The organism is Marinimicrobium sp., assembly GCF_002695945.1.
GTDB lineage: Bacteria > Pseudomonadota > Gammaproteobacteria > Pseudomonadales > Cellvibrionaceae > Marinimicrobium > Marinimicrobium koreense.
Genome location: NZ_NZQP01000060.1, coordinates 56,273 through 73,334, shown reverse-complemented (window position 1 = coordinate 73,334; position 17,062 = coordinate 56,273). Strand labels below are relative to the sequence as shown.

At 59.7% G+C, this 17,062-nt stretch carries 11 protein-coding genes and 3 pseudogenes; 5 read left to right on the top strand and 9 right to left on the bottom strand.

Annotation, left to right across the window (positions count from 1 at the left end):
• Position 1: 1 nt before the first annotated feature.
• The 4 genes from CMG77_RS13905 to CMG77_RS13890 form a co-directional block, all read right to left on the bottom strand.
• Positions 2 to 661, bottom strand: coding sequence for an NADH:ubiquinone reductase (Na(+)-transporting) subunit D (locus tag CMG77_RS13905; protein ID WP_286904868.1), 660 nt, complete (start codon positions 659 to 661; stop codon positions 2 to 4).
• A gap of 3 nt (positions 662 to 664) precedes the next feature.
• Complete coding sequence (locus CMG77_RS13900) at positions 665 to 1,444, bottom strand: Na(+)-translocating NADH-quinone reductase subunit C (protein ID WP_286904866.1); 780 nt, start codon at positions 1,442 to 1,444, stop codon at positions 665 to 667.
• Positions 1,437 to 2,639, bottom strand: a complete 1,203-nt coding sequence (locus tag CMG77_RS13895) for an NADH:ubiquinone reductase (Na(+)-transporting) subunit B (RefSeq protein ID WP_286904864.1) — start codon at positions 2,637 to 2,639, stop codon at positions 1,437 to 1,439. Before CMG77_RS13895 ends, CMG77_RS13900 begins: the two co-directional genes overlap by 8 nt.
• 3 nt (positions 2,640 to 2,642) lie before the next feature.
• A complete protein-coding gene (locus tag CMG77_RS13890; protein ID WP_286904862.1) occupies positions 2,643 to 3,986 on the bottom strand; it encodes a Na(+)-translocating NADH-quinone reductase subunit A in 1,344 nt (447 codons plus the stop codon).
• Positions 3,987 to 4,455: 469 nt separating this feature from the next.
• Here CMG77_RS13890 and mfd point away from each other — a divergent pair, with 469 nt between their 5' ends.
• Together mfd and CMG77_RS13880 are read left to right on the top strand one after the other, a co-directional pair.
• Positions 4,456 to 7,917 carry a transcription-repair coupling factor gene (gene mfd, locus CMG77_RS13885; RefSeq protein ID WP_286904861.1) on the top strand — a complete coding sequence of 1,154 codons (3,462 nt, stop codon included), beginning with the start codon at positions 4,456 to 4,458 and terminating at the stop codon, positions 7,915 to 7,917.
• The gene (locus tag CMG77_RS13880; RefSeq protein WP_286904859.1) at positions 7,914 to 8,846 is read left to right on the top strand and encodes a CsiV family protein; all 933 of its coding nucleotides are present in this window, start codon (positions 7,914 to 7,916) and stop codon (positions 8,844 to 8,846) included. The genes mfd and CMG77_RS13880 overlap by 4 nt, the downstream gene beginning before the upstream one ends.
• Positions 8,847 to 8,956: 110 nt before the next feature.
• Here the strand turns inward: CMG77_RS13880 and CMG77_RS13875 are convergent, their stop codons facing one another.
• The 3 genes and pseudogenes from CMG77_RS13875 to CMG77_RS13865 all read right to left on the bottom strand — a co-directional run.
• The gene (locus tag CMG77_RS13875) at positions 8,957 to 9,172 is read right to left on the bottom strand and encodes a cold-shock protein (RefSeq protein ID WP_286904858.1); all 216 of its coding nucleotides are present in this window, start codon (positions 9,170 to 9,172) and stop codon (positions 8,957 to 8,959) included.
• A 200-nt stretch (positions 9,173 to 9,372) separates the two neighbouring features.
• On the bottom strand, positions 9,373 to 9,930 hold the full coding sequence (locus CMG77_RS13870; RefSeq protein WP_286904883.1) for a hypoxanthine-guanine phosphoribosyltransferase: 558 nt from the start codon (positions 9,928 to 9,930) through the stop codon (positions 9,373 to 9,375).
• 163 nt (positions 9,931 to 10,093) lie between these two features.
• Positions 10,094 to 10,780, bottom strand: a pseudogene (locus CMG77_RS13865) (mechanosensitive ion channel family protein); the annotation flags it as partial.
• A gap of 688 nt (positions 10,781 to 11,468) precedes the next feature.
• Between CMG77_RS13865 and CMG77_RS16025 the strand changes: the two are divergent.
• The 3 genes from CMG77_RS16025 to CMG77_RS13855 all read left to right on the top strand — a co-directional run bounded on the left by CMG77_RS16025 (position 11,469) and on the right by CMG77_RS13855 (position 12,912).
• The gene (locus CMG77_RS16025; protein WP_353743500.1) at positions 11,469 to 11,783 is read left to right on the top strand and encodes a DUF6763 family protein; all 315 of its coding nucleotides are present in this window, start codon (positions 11,469 to 11,471) and stop codon (positions 11,781 to 11,783) included.
• 138 nt (positions 11,784 to 11,921) lie between these two features.
• A complete protein-coding gene (gene lexA, locus CMG77_RS13860) occupies positions 11,922 to 12,524 on the top strand; it encodes a transcriptional repressor LexA (RefSeq protein WP_286904857.1) in 603 nt (200 codons plus the stop codon).
• The gene (locus CMG77_RS13855) at positions 12,517 to 12,912 is read left to right on the top strand and encodes a cell division inhibitor SulA (RefSeq protein WP_286904856.1); all 396 of its coding nucleotides are present in this window, start codon (positions 12,517 to 12,519) and stop codon (positions 12,910 to 12,912) included. The genes lexA and CMG77_RS13855 overlap by 8 nt, the downstream gene beginning before the upstream one ends.
• Positions 12,913 to 13,384: 472 nt before the next feature.
• Here CMG77_RS13855 and CMG77_RS16020 read toward each other — a convergent pair.
• A pseudogene (locus tag CMG77_RS16020) lies at positions 13,385 to 13,894 on the bottom strand (DUF6586 family protein).
• 31 nt (positions 13,895 to 13,925) lie between these two features.
• A pseudogene (topA, locus tag CMG77_RS13845) lies at positions 13,926 to 16,547 on the bottom strand (type I DNA topoisomerase).
• Between the last annotated feature and the right edge of the window lie 515 nt (positions 16,548 to 17,062).

Below are 17,062 nucleotides of genomic sequence, written 5' to 3'. Positions count from 1 at the left end.
ATCAGGCCTCCTGCGGCTTGGTGTTAGGCGCCATCTTGAACTCTTCTTCCTCAACCTGCTCCGGCTTCCAGGCGCGGATGGCCCAGATAAAGAAACCGATCAGGAAGAACGCGCTCGGCGGCAACAGCAACAGACCGTTCGGCACGTACCAGCCACCCTCGGTCACCGGGGTCAACAGAGTGACGCCAAACAGGCTGCCGGAGCCGAACAGCTCGCGGATGAAGGCCAGACCCAACAGGATGACGCTNTAACCCANGCCATTACCCACGCCGTCGATAAAGCTCGGCAGCGGCGGGTTCTTCATGGCAAAGGCTTCGGCGCGGCCCATGACGATACAGTTGGTAATGATCAGGCCTACGAAGACCGACAGCTGCTTGCTGATGTCATACGCCACCGCCTTCAGTACCTGATCCACCAGAATCACCAANGAGGCGATGATGGTCATCTGCACNATGATCCGGATACTGCCCGNAATGTGATTGCGCACCATGGAGACAAACAGGTTGGCAAATGCGGTTACCGCGGTCAGGGCGATACACATCACCACCGTCACGCTCAAACTGTTGGTAACAGCCAGAGCCGAACAGATACCCAGAATCTGCAGCGCAATCGGGTTATTGTCAAAAATCGGTTCAATCAGAAGTTGCTTGAGCTTCTTCATGGCTTAGGCCTCCCCTTCGCGCAAGTTCTTCAAAAACGGCTTGAAGCCCATATCACCCAGCCAGAACTCCACCAGGTTATCCACGCCCTTGCTGGTCAGGGTAGCGCCCGAGAGGCCATCCACCTTGTACTGGGCATTGGGGTCGGAGGAGTCGACACTGCCTTTGATGACCGACAGTTGGACCTCGCCATCGTCNCCGTAGACTTTTTTACCGTCCCACTGGGCCTTCCAGCTCGGGTTATCCACCTCACCGCCGAGACCGGGNGTTTCGGCGTGTTCGTAGAANGTAAGACCNGCAACGGTATTACCGTCGGCTTCGATTGCCATAAAGCCATAGAGNGTGGACCAGAGNCCGTACCCNCGAACCGGCAATACCAGTGTCTGCAGCTCGCCCTGCTCGTTCTCCACGAGGAACACCTCGGCGTANCGNTCNCGACGGGAAATGCCCGCGATGTCTTCATCACCGCTGAGGTCCATGGAGCGGCTCGGATCTTTGGCCGCTTTCCACTGATCGTAGCTGTCCGGGTCCACTTCATCGGTGAACTGGCCAGATTCGAGATCCACCACACGGGTTTTGATCCGTGATTCGAAAATCTCTTCGACGCTGCCCTCTTCCCCGCTGAGACCGGCCGCAGCAATGATATTGCTNTTGAAATCCAGNTCCTGGTTCATCTGCTGCATGGGGCGCAACAGCACGGCGGCTGTCGACACCACGACGGAGCAGACGATACACAGTGCCAGAGTCACTGTGATGGTCTTTTTGATCGTATCGTTATTAGCCACGTGCCAACCTCCGCTTGATATTCGCCTGTACAACAAAGTGGTCAATCAGGGGGGCGAACAGGTTGGCAAACAGAATCGCCAACATCATCCCCTCCGGGAAGGCCGGGTTGACGACGCGGATCAACACACACATGAGGCCAATCAGAGCGCCAAACCACCAGCGACCGGCGTGAGTCATGGAGGCGGATACCGGATCCGTGGCCATGAACATCATGCCGAATGCAAAACCGCCCACGACCAGGTGCCAGTACCAGGGCATGGCAAACATCGGGTTGGTNTCGGAGCCAATCGCGTTGAACAGTAGCGTGGTGGCGATCATACCCAGCATCACACCGGCCACAATCCGCCAGGAGGCAATACCCATGATCAACAGAATGCCGCCACCGATCAGAATGGCCAGTGTGGACACTTCACCAATGGAGCCGTGGATGTTGCCAATGAACGCGTCCATCCAGCTCATCTGCTGGTATACGCCGTCCATACCCTGCTGGAAGGCGACCGACAGAGCAGTAGCACCGGAGTAACCATCGACCACGGTCCAGACACTGTCGCCGGACATGGACGCCGGGTAGGCAAAGTACAGGAACGCACGACCGGTCAGTGCGGGGTTCAGGAAGTTCTTGCCGGTACCGCCGAACACTTCCTTACCGACCACAACACCGAAGCTGATACCCAGAGCCGCTTGCCACAGGGGCAGATCCGGTGGGCAGATCAGGGAGAACAGAACCGACGTAACAAAGAAACCTTCGTTCACTTCGTGACCGCGTACAGTGGCAAACAGGACTTCCCAGAAGCCGCCAACCACGAACACCACGAAGTAGATCGGGATAAAATAGGCCGCACCGTGCCAGAAAGAGGCCCAGATGCTGCTGGCGTCATAGCCGCCCATCATTTCAATAAAGGCACCCCGCCAACCTTCCACCGAGGCGATACCCATATCCGCCATGATGGTATTGGCCTGAAAGCCCATGTTGTACATGCCGTAGAACATGGCCGGGAAGGTGCACAGCCACACGGTGATCATGATGCGCTTGAGGTCGATGCCGTCGCGCACATGAGCGGTGGTTTTGGTCACACTGGCNGGGCGATAGAAAATGGTGNCCACCGCTTCGTACAGGGAGTACCACTTTTCCAGNTTGCCGCCCTTGTGGAAGTTCGGCTCGATCTTGTCGAGATAGTTGCGCAGAGCTTTCATACCTTAGCCCTCCTTCTCAATAGTGGTGAGATTGTCGCGCAGGATCGGGCCGTATTCGTATTTGCCCGGGCACACGAAGGTGCACAGGGCCAAATCTTCCTCGTCCAGCTCNAGACAACCCAATTGCTGGGCGGTCTCGGTATCCCCGACAATCAGGGAGCGCAGCANCTGCGTCGGCAGAATATCNAGCGGCATCACGCGCTCGTAGGCACCCACCGGCACCATGGCACGCTCACTACCACCGGTGGTGGTGGTGAAGTTGAACTGCTTGCCTTTGAACAGCTTGGAGATGTAAATGCCCATGACGGAAAAGGCATTGAAACCGGCGCGCAGGTAGTGAAGCATCGGGCGATCGTTGCCCTCTTCCAACACGGACACCTGCTGGTGGTAGCGTCCCAGGTAGGCCAGCGGGNCACGACCGTTACGACCACCAAAGACCGAACCGGAAATCAGGCGGTTCTCGGCAGGCTTGAGCTCGCCAGCGGTCAGTTCTTCGAGGTTGGCACCCAGACGGGTACGCAGCAGACGGGGCTTCTCGACCTGCGGACCACCCAGAGCCACCACACGACGGTTATCCAGCTTGCCCGTGGTAAACAGCGTACCAATGGCGATCACGTCCTGATAGTTGACGGTCCAGACCAGCTTTTTGTCGCTGACCGGGTCGAGGTGGTGGATGTGGGTGCCCGCATTGCCGGCCGGGTGTACGCCACCAAACTCTTCAGTGACAAAACGCTCGCCCGAGGCAGCGGGAATATCGGCGCCAGCGGCCTTACAGACAAACACCTTGCCCTCGGTCATCCGACTGAGCACAACCAGGCCCTGCTTGAACGCCTCGGCCTGCTCGGCAACGATCACCTCCGGGTTGGCCGCCAGCGGATTGGTGTCCATGGCAGTCACAAAGATGGAATTGGGCTTGCTGTCCAGAGCCGGGACCTTGCTGAACGGGCGGGTCCGCAGCGCGGTCCACAGGCCAGATTCGTTCAACAGGGCGCGGGCGTCCTCGTCAGACACCTGCGCCGGGTCCGTGCCCTTATAGGCCTCGAAGGTCTCGGCGTCGTCGCCTTCGACATCGATCACAACGGACTGCAGCACCCGGCGTTCGCCACGATTGATGGCCGCCACGGTACCGGAGGCGGGTGCGGNATAGCGCACGCCTTCCGTCTTTTTATCGGTAAACAGTAACTGACCGAGCTTGACCTTGTCCCCCACCTGGACCGCCATGGTCGGTTTCATACCGTGGTAATCGAAACCGATGACAGCCACAGAGCGGATTTTTGGACCCTCGCTGATGGCCTGCTCGGGCACACCGGATATAGGTAAATCCAATCCCCGACGGATCTTTATCATACGTCTCTGCCTAATCACTCGTTGGATAAACTGACCTGAAGGGGAAACATCCCCAACCGATCGGTGTCGTATGCCGGGCTAACGGATTGCACTTCGCACACTCAACCCCAGCGGCCCGACAGTAACTGGGTTGCGATATTCAAATGTGTGCGGATATATAGTTGTTAGAAGCGCAAGTTCCAGGTGCCTGAGCAGGTCAAACCCCGCCATCCCTCAAAAAGCACCTCAGCTATGAGATTTCTCCGCCTCAACACCCATTGCGGAGTCGATTCGGGCACATTTTCTGCCCACACCCTTGGAAAAATCGCCGCAATTATAAAGATCACAGCGCCGAAAGGCCAGTCCGCTGGCGGGTTTTTTGCAGTCACCGGATGGTACTCACAGGGTGGATGGCGCCATCATCGCAGCAGCCAAACACAATCTCATCAGGTCGGGTACAATGGCGGCTTTTTTCCGCAGCCGTCAAATCATGAGTGAACAGAACCCGCTGAACCCGCCAACCACCGTCCGCCCCGGCGATCGTCAGACCTGGGGACAACTCCACGGTGCCGCTCAGGCCCTCGCCCTGGCAAATGCCGCCCGGTCCCACGAGGGCCTGAGCCTGGTCATCGCACCGGATACCAGCACCGCTCAGCGCCTGGAGAGCGAGCTGCGCTACTTTGCGGGCGACCAACTGCCGGTACTGCACCTGGCGGACTGGGAAACCCTGCCCTACGACACGATTTCCCCGCACCAGGACATCATTTCCGAGCGCCTTCGCACCCTCTACCGNCTGCCCGGCACCCGCCAGGGCATATTGGTGGTGCCGGTCACCAGTATCCTGCAGAGGCTGATGCCGCAGAGCTACCTGCTGAGCAACAGCCTGCTCCTGGAGCCGGGCGAGCGCCTNGACCTGGACGCACTGCGCAGCCGACTGGAAAAAGCCGGCTACCACTGCGTCGACACGGTGTACGAGCACGGCGANTTTGCGGTGCGCGGCGCCCTGATCGACCTGTTCCCCATGGGCAGCGANTACCCCTACCGGATCGATCTGTTCGACGACGAGGTGGAAACCCTGCGTCGTTTCGACCCCGAAACCCAGATGACCGTCGAGCAGGTAAACCGTATCGAACTGCTCCCGGCACGNGAATTCCCTCTGGATAAAAACGGCATCAATCGCTTCCGGGATCACTGGCACGCCCGTTTTGATGTCNATCATCGCGCCTGCCCGGTCTACCAGGACGTCTGCAGNGGCATTGCCCCACCCGGGATTGAGTACTACCTGCCACTGTTTTTCGAGCAGTCGAGCCACCTGTTCGAGTACCTGCCGGAGAACACCCGGATTTTTGCCCTGGGGGAGCTGGAAGCGGCCGCCGAGCGCTTCTGGAACGAACTGCAGAACCGCTATGAGAGCCGCAAGGTCGACCCTCAGCGCCCNATCATGCCGCCGCGGGACATCTATCTCGGNGTGGACGAGCTGTTCGGCCTGATCAAACCCCTGGCCCGCACCTTCGTNCAGACCGCNNCNGTAGAGCCGGGCGCCGGCCGNTTCAACTTTGCCACCCAGGCGCCCCCGACCCTGCCGGTCAACCATCAGTCAGACACNCCCCTGGCAGCGGTGGAAGCGTTTCTGATGGAATTCGACGGTNGGGTACTGTTCTGCGCCGACTCCGCCNGCCGACGTGAAACNCTGCTGGANCTGCTGGGCCGNATCCGTGTNCACCCGACCATCGTCGANAACTGGGACGCCTTTGCGCAGNACGACNCGCGCCTGGCCCTCTCCGTGGCGCCCCTGGATCAGGGCCTGCGGCTGCAGGACCCCAATGTGGTGGTCATTGCGGAATCCCAGCTGTTTGGCGACCGGGTNCGTCAGCAGCGCCGACGTCGTCAGGCNCAGGACAACAGCGANCTGATCGTCAAAAACCTGACCGANCTCAAACCCGGNGCCCCGGTGGTGCACATCGACCACGGGGTGGGCCGCTACCGCGGCCTGGAAACCCTGNANGTGGACAGCCAGTCGACGGAATTCCTGACCCTGGAGTACGCCGANGGCGCCAAGCTGTACGTGCCGGTCACCAACCTGCACCTGATCAGCCGGTTCAGTGGCGCCGATGANGANCTGGCGCCNNTGCANCGNCTGGGCAGNGAACAGTGGCAGAAAGCCAAACGCAAAGCNGCCGANCAGGTGCGGGATGCGGCCGCCGAGCTANTGGATATTTATGCCCGNCGCGCNGCCCGCAANGGCTTTGCCTTTGACGACCCCAAGGCCGCCTATGAGAGCTTTGCCGCCGCTTTCCCGTTTGAGGANACGCCGGACCAGCAGCGNGCCATCGANGCGGTGGTGCAGGACATGCTCTCCCCGCAACCCATGGACCGNCTGGTGTGCGGNGACGTGGGCTTTGGCAAAACCGAAGTGGCCATGCGGGCGGCCTTTATCGCCAGCTACAGCGGCAANCAGGTCGCCCTNCTGGCCCCNACAACCCTGCTCGCCCAGCANCACTTTGAATCCCTGAAAGACCGTTTCGCCGACTGGCCCATCACCATTGAAGTCCTGTCACGCTTTCGCACCACCAAAGAGGTCAACGAGGTGCTCAAGCGCGTGGAGGCGGGCAAAGTGGATATCGTTGTGGGGACTCACAAGCTGCTGCAGGGAGACCTCCGCTACAAGAANCTGGGGCTGCTNATCATCGATGAGGANCATCGNTTCGGTGTGCGCCAGAAGGAGAAACTCAAGGCNTTGCGGGCCGAGATCGATATNCTCACCCTGACCGCCACCCCGATCCCCCGGACGCTCAACCTGTCAATGTCCGGNATTAGGGATCTGTCCATCATTGCCACCCCNCCGGCGCGNCGNCTGTCNGTCAAAACCTTTGTCCGCACCCAGGACGACGCCACCATCAAGGAGGCGATTCTGCGGGAAATCCTGCGCGGCGGGCAGGTGTATTACCTGTACAACGAAGTCAAAAATATCGAACGGATCGCCCGGGAGTTGGGGGAAATGATCCCGGAAGCCCGGGTGGGCATCGGCCACGGCCAGATGCGCGAGCGCGATCTGGAACGGGTCATGTCGGACTTTTACCACAAGCGGTTCAATGTGATGGTGTGCACCACCATTATCGAGACCGGCATCGACGTCCCGAGCGCCAACACCATCATCATTCACCGGGCCGACAAATTTGGCCTGGCCCAGTTGCACCAACTGCGGGGCCGGGTCGGCCGCTCGCACCATCAGGCCTACGCCTATCTGCTGACCCCCGAACGCCGCGCCATGACCGCCGACGCACTCAAACGCCTGGACGCCATTGCGGCGGCCCACGACCTGGGCGCCGGCTTTACCTTGGCCACCCACGACATGGAAATTCGCGGCGCCGGGGAACTGCTCGGGGAGGAACAGAGCGGCCAGATCCAGACCGTGGGCTTCTCGCTCTACATGGATATGCTGGACCGGGCCATCAAGGCCATCCGGGCCGGCAAGACGCCGGATATCGAACAGCCTCTGGACTCCGGCATCGATGTGAACCTGCGCATCCCGGCCCTGATTCCCGCGGACTATCTGCCGGATGTCCACACCCGCCTGGTGCTGTACAAGCGACTGGCCAACGCGGAATCCGATGAGGCTCTGCGCGAGCTTCAAGTGGAAATGATCGACCGGTTCGGGCTGCTACCCGAGGCGACCAAGAATCTGTTTGCGGTGACCGCGCTGAAACTGCGTGCGGAAAAGCTCGGCATCGCCAAACTCGAAGCCGGCGACCGGGCCGGTCGACTGGAATTTTCCGAGCAAACCGAGGTCGATCCCCTGACCATTGTGCAATTGGTGCAAAGTGACCCACAAACCTACCAATTGGCAGGGGCGAATCATTTAAAATTCGTTCGAAATATGGAAAATGGCGAAACACGACTGAACGCTGTTTCAGAACTGCTGGATAAACTGACGCCCGGAAACCGCTCATGACCCACGCTTTGCGCACCTCCCGCACCTCCCTCGCTCTGGCCGCCCTGCTCGGCCTGGCCGCCACCTGCGCCATGGTGCCAACCCTGGCCGAGGACCCGGCCGACTGGTACCAGGTGGAAATGATCGTGTTCGAGCGGATCGGCGGTGCAGACGGCATCGAACAGTGGCCGCGCAACATCCAGTTGCGCTACCCATTCAACTGGGTGACGCTGCATGACCCGGAGTCCGATCTGGCGGATACCGAGGACACCTCGCCCCCCCGCCCCTCCTGGGACAACGGCCTGGCGGCCCTGCGAGAACCGGCCCCCGCCGACTTGGCCCGGGACGCTTTCCTCCCCCTGCCCGAGGACCTGCGCTCCATGGACCGGTTCGCGAATGCCATGAACCGCTCCGGTCAGTATCGGGTCCTGTTTCACGAGGCCTGGCGCCAGCCGGTCACCGAGCTGGAAGAAAGTCCCGCGCTGCTGATTCAGGGCGGCGATACCTTTGATAACCACACCGAGCTCGAGGGCAGCATCACCCTGAGTGTGTCGCGCTACCTGCACCTGCACACCCGCCTGTGGTTCACCGAGTTCGAGCCCAATTACGGCCAGCCCCCCGGCGCCTGGCCGGAACTGCCCCGGCGCCCCGACGCACCGCAACCGGACAATGCGCCCACCACCGACGATCGAGAGACGGCNCCCCTNNGGGGCGACGANTGGCAAAACCCNACNGGTANCGCCTGGGANACGAGCNTGAACACNACCTCAAGCCTGCCGGACTTTCTGGAAGAGGACTANCTTCCCNGCCGNATCGTGACCCTGAACCAGCAGCGGCGAATGCGCAGCGAAGAGCTGCACTACCTGGACCANCCTATNGTCGGNCTNNTGATTCGNGTCACCCCNTACGAACGTCCCGACGANGAAGAGACCGGAANCNACGAAGAGTAAGCGNNAAAAACAGGCGGGTGAGANAANANTAATCGGANGGAGANACGGTTATTACCTTGATCAACATGAACACACCCGCCCGCTACCGGCGACGGGTGACCGCACTGNTNTCAGGCAACGGCGACNACGTCGTCGGCCTGGAGCCCTTTGTCACCTTCGAGCAGCTCAAACTCCACACTCTGCCCNTCNGACAGAGAGCGGTAGCCCTCACCTCGAATGTTGCGGTAGTGCACGAAAATATCGTCACTGTCTTCGCCACAGGTGATAAACCCGTAGCCTCTGGCGTTATTGAACCATTTGACGGTTCCTGACGCTCGCTCAGCCATAGTGATACCCCATTATTCTTATGAAAAATCCTGACGTCTTTCGTCTTTAAGTTCTTAACACCCGGTCACCCGGGTTTTACTCCATCCGTTATTAACGGACGCCGACGTTTTAAGCCATCTGATCCCGATTGTCCAGTCTCGCCTGTGGATTTTGAGACACTCTTAGCGTTTTTGGTTATATGGNCAACCAGNGAGCCNGGCTAATGCCNGACATCAGACTCGGNAACNGCGTATAGGCCGGGCGCGTTACGCCACANNCCNTGATAATCCATGCCAAACCCGAACACAAAGCGATCCGGCACCGTCAGCCCGACAAAGTCCGCCTCCACCGCCGGCGGGTCAGGCAGGCGCTTTTGCACCAGCGCCACCGTATGGATGGAGAGCGCCCCCTGCCCCCGGCAGGCCTCCACGAGCCCCTTCAGCGTCAGCCCCCGATCGAGNATATCGTCAACAATCAGAATCCGTCGGCCGGCCAGCGGAGTAGCCGGTCGGTGCAGCCACCGCAACTGGTCATCGCCTTCCATCCGATGCCCATAGCGACTGGCGTGAATATAATCCGTTTCCAGCGGCATCGACAGGCGCGGCAGCAAGTGTCCGGCGGTCACCAGGCCGCCGTGCATCACCGTCAGCACCAGCAGTGGCTCAGGCCCGGTCAACCTGTCGCCTATTTCGCTGGATAGACGATCGAGCGCCCGCTCCAGCTCGTCCCGGGTATACAGGCACTCCGCCGCCTCGGGCCAATGGGCATCAATCACCATCGCCACCGGACTGCTCGCCGTCCACCTCGGGACCATAGGTCGCATNGCCCGCCGAGCGATTGCTCGGCTCTTGATNCTTGNCNGNGGCCCGGTCTGCNNNCTNNTTCTCCGCCGGNGATTCNCGCTCGGACNGGGANGNNCNCNCACCNTNANGGCNCGACAGACGGACCGGCTCNGGCACATGCAGNGTNGANGTNGGGAACGCAATTTCCGCACCGTACCCAGCNATNATNTCGGCGATTTTCAGCATGACATCCTGCTTGATTTCGTGAAACTCCACCCAATTGACGGTTTTGGTGAAGGTGTAGACGAAGAAGTCCAGCGAACTGGCGGCAAAGNTGTTGAAATTGACAATGAGNGTCTGATGGTCNGTTTCNATGCGCTCNTCNTCCAGCAACATCTGNCGGACATCGGCNACAATNTCANCCATNTTGTCGACATCNTCNTAGCGGATGCCGATGGTTTCCAGAATCCGCCGATTNTCCATGCGNGANGGGTTCTCCACCGAAATCTGGGTNAANGTNGCGTTGGGCACATACAGTGGCCGGCGGTCAAAGGTGCGGATACGGGTCTGACGCCAACCGATATTTTCCACCACACCCTCAATCTCCTTGTCCGGTGANCGCACCCAGTCNCCGACCGCGAACGGNCGATCCATATAAATCGTCAGNCCACCAAAAAAGTTCGCCAGCAGGTCCTTNGCGGCAAAACCCACTGCGATACCGCCGACACCACCAAAGGCNAGNACCCCGGANATACTGTACCCNAGCGCCTGCAGCAGCCCCAGCACNGCGGTGATGACCACCGAGGCCCGNAACAGCTTACTGACCGCNCCTACCGTGGTNGGATCACCNGGCTCCCCGANNCNNGGGNTNAGNAACTCTTNNTCNCCNANCNNGATAAAGCGCACCAGAAACCANGTNACCAGCAACACNANNCCCACCTGACGAANGGTCTCAACCGCNCCCATCAGCTCNANNTCNGCCCCCTGNTGGGTCAGNTANCTGGCCCAACTGATGCCCATCAGCCAGATGATGCCCTTCAGNGGCGGTCGAACCGAGCGNAACGCCATCATCAGCCANATGGCGTTCGCGCTGTCNGCCTTCTTCTCCANGCGTTTGACAATAAAGCTGACCACCATGGCCACNACCAGNGTGGCCAACACCACNGCAAANGCATGCAGTATCCAGAGCTGATCCCGATCGGCCAGATCGGTCAGGAAGNTNTTTATCGGNTCCAATAATTCCATGNCAATCACTCAAACATGTTTAGACAAAGTTTTTATGTAAAACNCTGCCNATAGATTCATTTNGACTCAGCGGAGTATACCCACGCCGNGGCAAAAGCCAAAACNTCAAGGAAAATTAGGCAATTACCGCGACCGACCCCACGAGTTCCCGGACAACTCGCTTCCTGAGCNTCCTCCCGCCGCTCGCGCACCGCTTGCTAGGGAGCGGAAAAGCCATGGTAAGGTAACTCATCGGCGATTCCGCCGCACCGCGGACGCNTTTCATTCACGCAGATGGGAGCATTGANTCATGGGCTTTCAGTCTCCAAGCATTGGCGCCTGGTACTTTGATCGCGANGACCAGCAGGTCTTTGAAGTGGTCGCGCTGGATGANCANCAGGGTACCATTGAGGTGCAGTATCTCGACGGTGCCATNGGTGAATTTGACCTGGAAACCTGGCCCCNACTGCCNCTGGTGCCCGCGGCCGCCCCGGAGGACTCCGAAGCCGNCTACGAACTNAGCCAGGAGGATCGCTGGAACGACGATGACGTNCTGGTCCCGGACTCCTGGAACAACCCCCTGAACGACATCGAGCCCGACCTCTTCCCCGGCTACGACGACTGANNCTCGCCGCNAACCCGCCCTGCCCCCAACCACTTTTGTCACCTGTGCTTGCATACAGGTGATAACTGTATATAATCACAATATCTGTATAAAAACCCAGACCNCANTGGTCCCCACAGAACTGCCACGGAGCTCGCCATGTACAACTTGACCCCTCGCCAGGAAAAGGTGTTGCAGTTGATCAAGAATTACGCGGAAGAAACCGGCTATCCGCCAACCCGCGCCGAGATTGCCCGNATTCTGGGGTACAAATCCGCCAATGCCGCCGAGGAGCACATCAAGGCNCTGGCCCGCAANGGCGCCATCGAAGTGATTCCCGGCGCCTCCCGCGGCATCAAGNTGGTNGAGCCNCAGCAGGGACTGCCNCTGNTCGGACGGGTCGCGGCCGGCAGCCCCATTCTNGCGCAGGAACACATCGAAGATTACTGCCAGCTCCCCCACAGCTTNTTTACCCCGCAGGCGGATTACCTGCTGCGCGTGCATGGCATGAGCATGAAAGACGCCGGCATTCTGGACGGCGATCTGCTGGCGGTTCACCGCACTCAACAGGTCCGCAACGGTCAGATTGTGGTCGCTCGCATTGGTGAGGAGGTCACAGTAAAACGCTTCAAGCGAGTCGGCAACCGCGCCCAGGTAGAGCTCTGGCCGGAAAATCCGGATTTCGATGTCATTGAGGTGGACTTGCGCGATCAGGAGTTCACTATTGAAGGTCTCAGTGTAGGAGTCATTCGCCGTGATTAACGCCCCCATTCAATCGGCATCACCGGCACCCGCCGGCGGCATTACCGAGCTGGTACTGACCCACAACGCCCCGGAGCAGACCCAACTGTTACTGCCCATGGTGGCGCACCTGAGCCGAACCCCGAGCGATCGTTGGCTGACCTGGATCAGTCCCGGCCCGGTGGACCGCAGGTTGCTCGAGCGGTACGGCGTGGATACACGCAGCATTCGCCTGATTCACGCACCGGAAACCGACGACANCCGCTGGATACTCTGGGAAGCCCTTGCCAAAGGCAACAGCCACACCGTCATTGCAAGCCCGGGTGCCTTGAGCGATCGCGAGCTAAAGCAACTCGAAGCCGCCGCCTTGCAGGGGCAATGTCAGGCACTGTTATTGCGGGTTCGATAGCGGAGGGACAANCNNCNTNCGCTCCAGGNCTGGAGCGNCTCTGNNNTGCTTNAAACGCTAACTCTTCCGCCGCNCGTGANCGCGNCTCATNGGGCNCGNNACNGTNACNTNANNGNNAGCTGGGACCTCAGNGGAGACTGNNGCCTCAGTGATAAACCGGCTTTTCCTCGGTATCGGCAAACTCACCCAGAAAATCTTCCNCGCCGTCTTCGGCAATCTCACTGGCGGCTTCCATNCCCGCCTCNATCATGGCCTTGGCCACATCCAGNTTGCCTTCNCGCATATAGGACAGGGAGTCGGCGGAGAACCGGATGCTCACCAGAGGCTCGCCATTCTCATCGGCCCGCTGCAGAACCACATCNCCNTTGGCCAGNTCCACAATTTCATACAGGGATGATGACATAACTTCTCCGCCTTCTTCGATNACAACTGNNCNTCAGTTTACCACAGGCTGCCNGNCCNGGGCTCCCCCTCAGTATTCCGCGCTGGTCTCNCGCTGNCGTTCCACCAACTCGTTNAACGCCTCAAACCACNGGGTCANCCGGGCCTGNGTAANCTTTCCCGGAGCGCCGTCGGGCGACTCCAGGTCCAGCACCTCAATGCGCGCGACCGGCGCNGCTCCTGAGGCNGCCCAGCAGGCGTCGNAGGCCTCNTGGAGGGCANACAGCCANCTGTCCGGATTGGTGCGAAGGGTGAGCAGCTCACGGGCTTCTGAGGGGTTCTTGCCGAAACGCTCGAGCGCNTCCAGCAAGTCCTGCTCGGTGGTGATACGACTCACGTCGGGAACCGANTAGTTTTCGGCCAACTCCCGCAGATANTGCCGGTAGNCACAGAGCAGGTGAAANGCCGCTCCATCGAGCANCGCCTGCTGGCGCAGGCGCTCGTTGGCNTTCCCGGGCGCGCCNTCCCGGNNCAGCTGNTTGAGCAGCGCNCGACAATAGGCCANNTTCTGATTGACCCGNGTCAGACTGGTTCCAGCCATTAACAAACCTCATCAACAGCCCGGCGGCTGATTACTTGTTGGCGACCCACTTGCCTTTTTCATAAAAGGCTTTCCANCCGGTCGCCTTACCNTCCACTTCGGACTGNACATACTGCTCTTTGGTCTTNCGGCTGTAGCGAATCACCGTTTTGTTGCCATCCGGGTCTTCCGTCGGCGCGGAAAAGAGAAANTTGTANTTNGGATCGATCTCTTTTTTGTGCGGCACNATTTCCGCCACCAGAGGCGCGCGGGTCTCCCGGTTTTTGGGGAACTGGCTCGCCGCCAGGAACAGGCCGGATGCNCCATCGCGCAGGACGTANGTGTCATCCACCTTCTCGCACTNGAGCTCCGGCATGGGTACCGGGTCCATTTTCGGTGGCGCNGGCTCACCGCTCTTGAGCAGCTTGCGGGTATTTTTACACTCNCTGNTGGTNCAGCCGAAGTACTTACCGAAACGGCCGGTCTTGAGCTGCATTTCGCTGCCNCACTTGTCGCACTCAAGNGTCGGNCCTTCGTAGCCTTTCAGCTTGAAGCTGCCCTCTTCCACTTCGTANCCCGGACANTCCGGGTTNTTGCCNCAGATGTGCAANTTNCGCTTGCTGTCGAGCAGATANCTGTCCATNGCGGTGTTGCACAANTTGCACCGGCGNTTGGTGCGCAGCAGCCNGGACTCGGCCTCTTCATCNGCATCCGCATCCAGCGCTTCGTCGCCGGAGACCAGNTTCATGGTGTTTTTACANCGCTCTTTGGGCGGCAGNCTGTAGCCCGAGCAGCCCAGGAACACNCCNGTNCTCCCGGTGCGGATCTGCATNGGCCGACCNCACTGNTCGCACTTGATNTCGGTATCGGTGGGCGAGTTGGCCCGCATACCGTTNTCACTGCTCTGGGCCTGCTCCAGTTTACGGGTGAACTCCGCNTANAANTCNTCGAGNAGCTGCTGCCAGTTTTTCTCNCCCTGGGCNACATCGTCGAGGGAGTCTTCCATACTGGCGGTAAAGCCGTANTCCATCAGGTCATCAAAACTNTCCACCAGNCGCTCGGTGACGATATCGCCCATTTTTTCGGCGTAGAACCGGCGGTTTTCCTGACGCACGTAACCGCGATCCTGGATCGTGGANATNATCGACGCNTANGTNGATGGGCGNCCAATCGCCCGCTTCTCCANNTCTTTTACCAGGCTCGCTTCNGTAAAGCGCGCCGGCGGTTTGGTGAAGTGCTGNGAGGGNTCNAGTTTGATCAGAGGCAGCACCTGCCCCACTTTGATATCCGGCAGCACNACGTCTTCATCTTTTTTGGCCACCGGAGGCANCACCTTCAGGAAGCCGTCAAAGCGAATGACCCGGCCGCGGGTGCGCAGCTCGAAGTCCTCGGCCTTGACCACGATCGAGGTNCTGGTAAATTCCGCCGGGCTCATCTGNCAGGCNACAAACTGCTGCCAGATCANNGTNTANAGNCGCTCNGCNTCNCGCTCCATACCACTGAGGTGNTTGGGCTTTACCGTTACGCTGGAGGGNCGGATCGCTTCGTGTGCCTCCTGGGCCCCNTCCTTGCTGGAGTAGACCACNGGGCTTTCCGGCAGATAGCGCTTGCCGTACTCNTCCTGAATAAAGTCNCGGCAGTTGGCCACNGCTTCCTGACTCAGNTTGGTGGAGTCGGTTCNCATGTAGGTGATNTAACCCGCCTCNTACAGGCGCTGGGCCATCATCATGGTTTTNTTGACCCCAAACCCCANCCGGGTNCTCGCGGCCTGCTGAAGGGTAGAGGTAATAAATGGNGCNGGNGGTTTGGACTTGGTGGGCTTGTCNTCCCGGTCCGCCACCTCGTANCGTGCCCCTTCCAGCGCCTTGACCGCNGCCATGGCCTGGGACTCATTGAGCGGCTTGAACGCCTTGTCNCCCTGCTTNTTGACNTCGAAGCGCACNGCCTCGCCACCNCCGGCTTTCAGNTGGGCNGCCAGGGTCCAGTATTCCTCGGGCACGAAGGCGCGAATTTCCCGCTCGCGCTCAACCACCAGGCGCACCGCNACCGANTGTACCCGNCCGGCCGACAGACCGCGGGCGATTTTCTCCCANAGCAGCGGCGACAGCATATAGCCNACCACCCGGTCCAGGAANCGGCGCGCCTGNTGGGCATTGACCCGGTCCCGATCGATACGACCGGGCTGNTTGAAGGCGTTCTGAATNGCGCTTTTGNTNATTTCGTTNAACACCACNCGNCGATACTGCTCGGGCTGNCCACCAATGGCCTCCTGCAGGTGCCAGGCNATCGCCTCCCCTTCGCGGTCCAANTCCGTTGCGAGGTAGATGGTGTCNGCCTTGGCCGCNAGCTTGCGCAGCTCATCGACCACNTTTTCCTTNCCCGGCAGAATTTCATAGTGGGCNTCCCAGCCGTGCTCGGGATCAATACCCATCCGTTTGATCANCTGCTCTTTCTGCTTCTTCGCCTTGTACTTGGCCTTTTCGNCCGGNGACAGCTTGCGGGTCTTGGCGGCCTGACGGGCGCGCTCNTTGGGATCGACCGGTTTGGAGTTGCCNCTGGTGGGCAGATCCCGAATGTGACCGACACTGGACTTGACGATAAAATCGTTGCCCAGATATTTATTGATCGTCTTGGCCTTGGCCGGGGATTCGACAATAACTAAGGATTTACCCATGCGACTCTTCTTTGTCCGTTCCGAGTGAGAGCGGCTAGCCGGATGGCCAGAGCGCTGCAAAATGCCGGTTGAGGTGCGCATATATAAGTCCTCAACCGGGCTGGGTCAAGTCGCGAACTTCCTCAGGGCCTCGATCNACNCCGCCNGAACCGTCGCTCAGGTGCTTCCCTCACAGCGCNGNCNGGGTCGCCGACGGCCCCGGGAAGACGCGTCTATCTNCTTGATTTACAAGGGTTTGATAAAAATAGATCATAAAGCTTTGGCAACGCGNGCCGACAACCTGAAAAGCGGNCNCAACCCCGTCAGGAATTATTTCTTCCATTGATGACCCCCGGAGCGTCATGGCCAGCTTATTGCTGCTGACATCACTGCTGTTTCTATCGCTGCTGATCGTGCATCTGGTCAACCAGCGCGAGGAACGCTTTCGCCAGATCCGATTGCGGCAGCGCCGGGTTCGCTGGCGNATNGACGCCCTGGAGGAGGTNNTGGTCGGGATCGAAGANACNNTGCNCAAC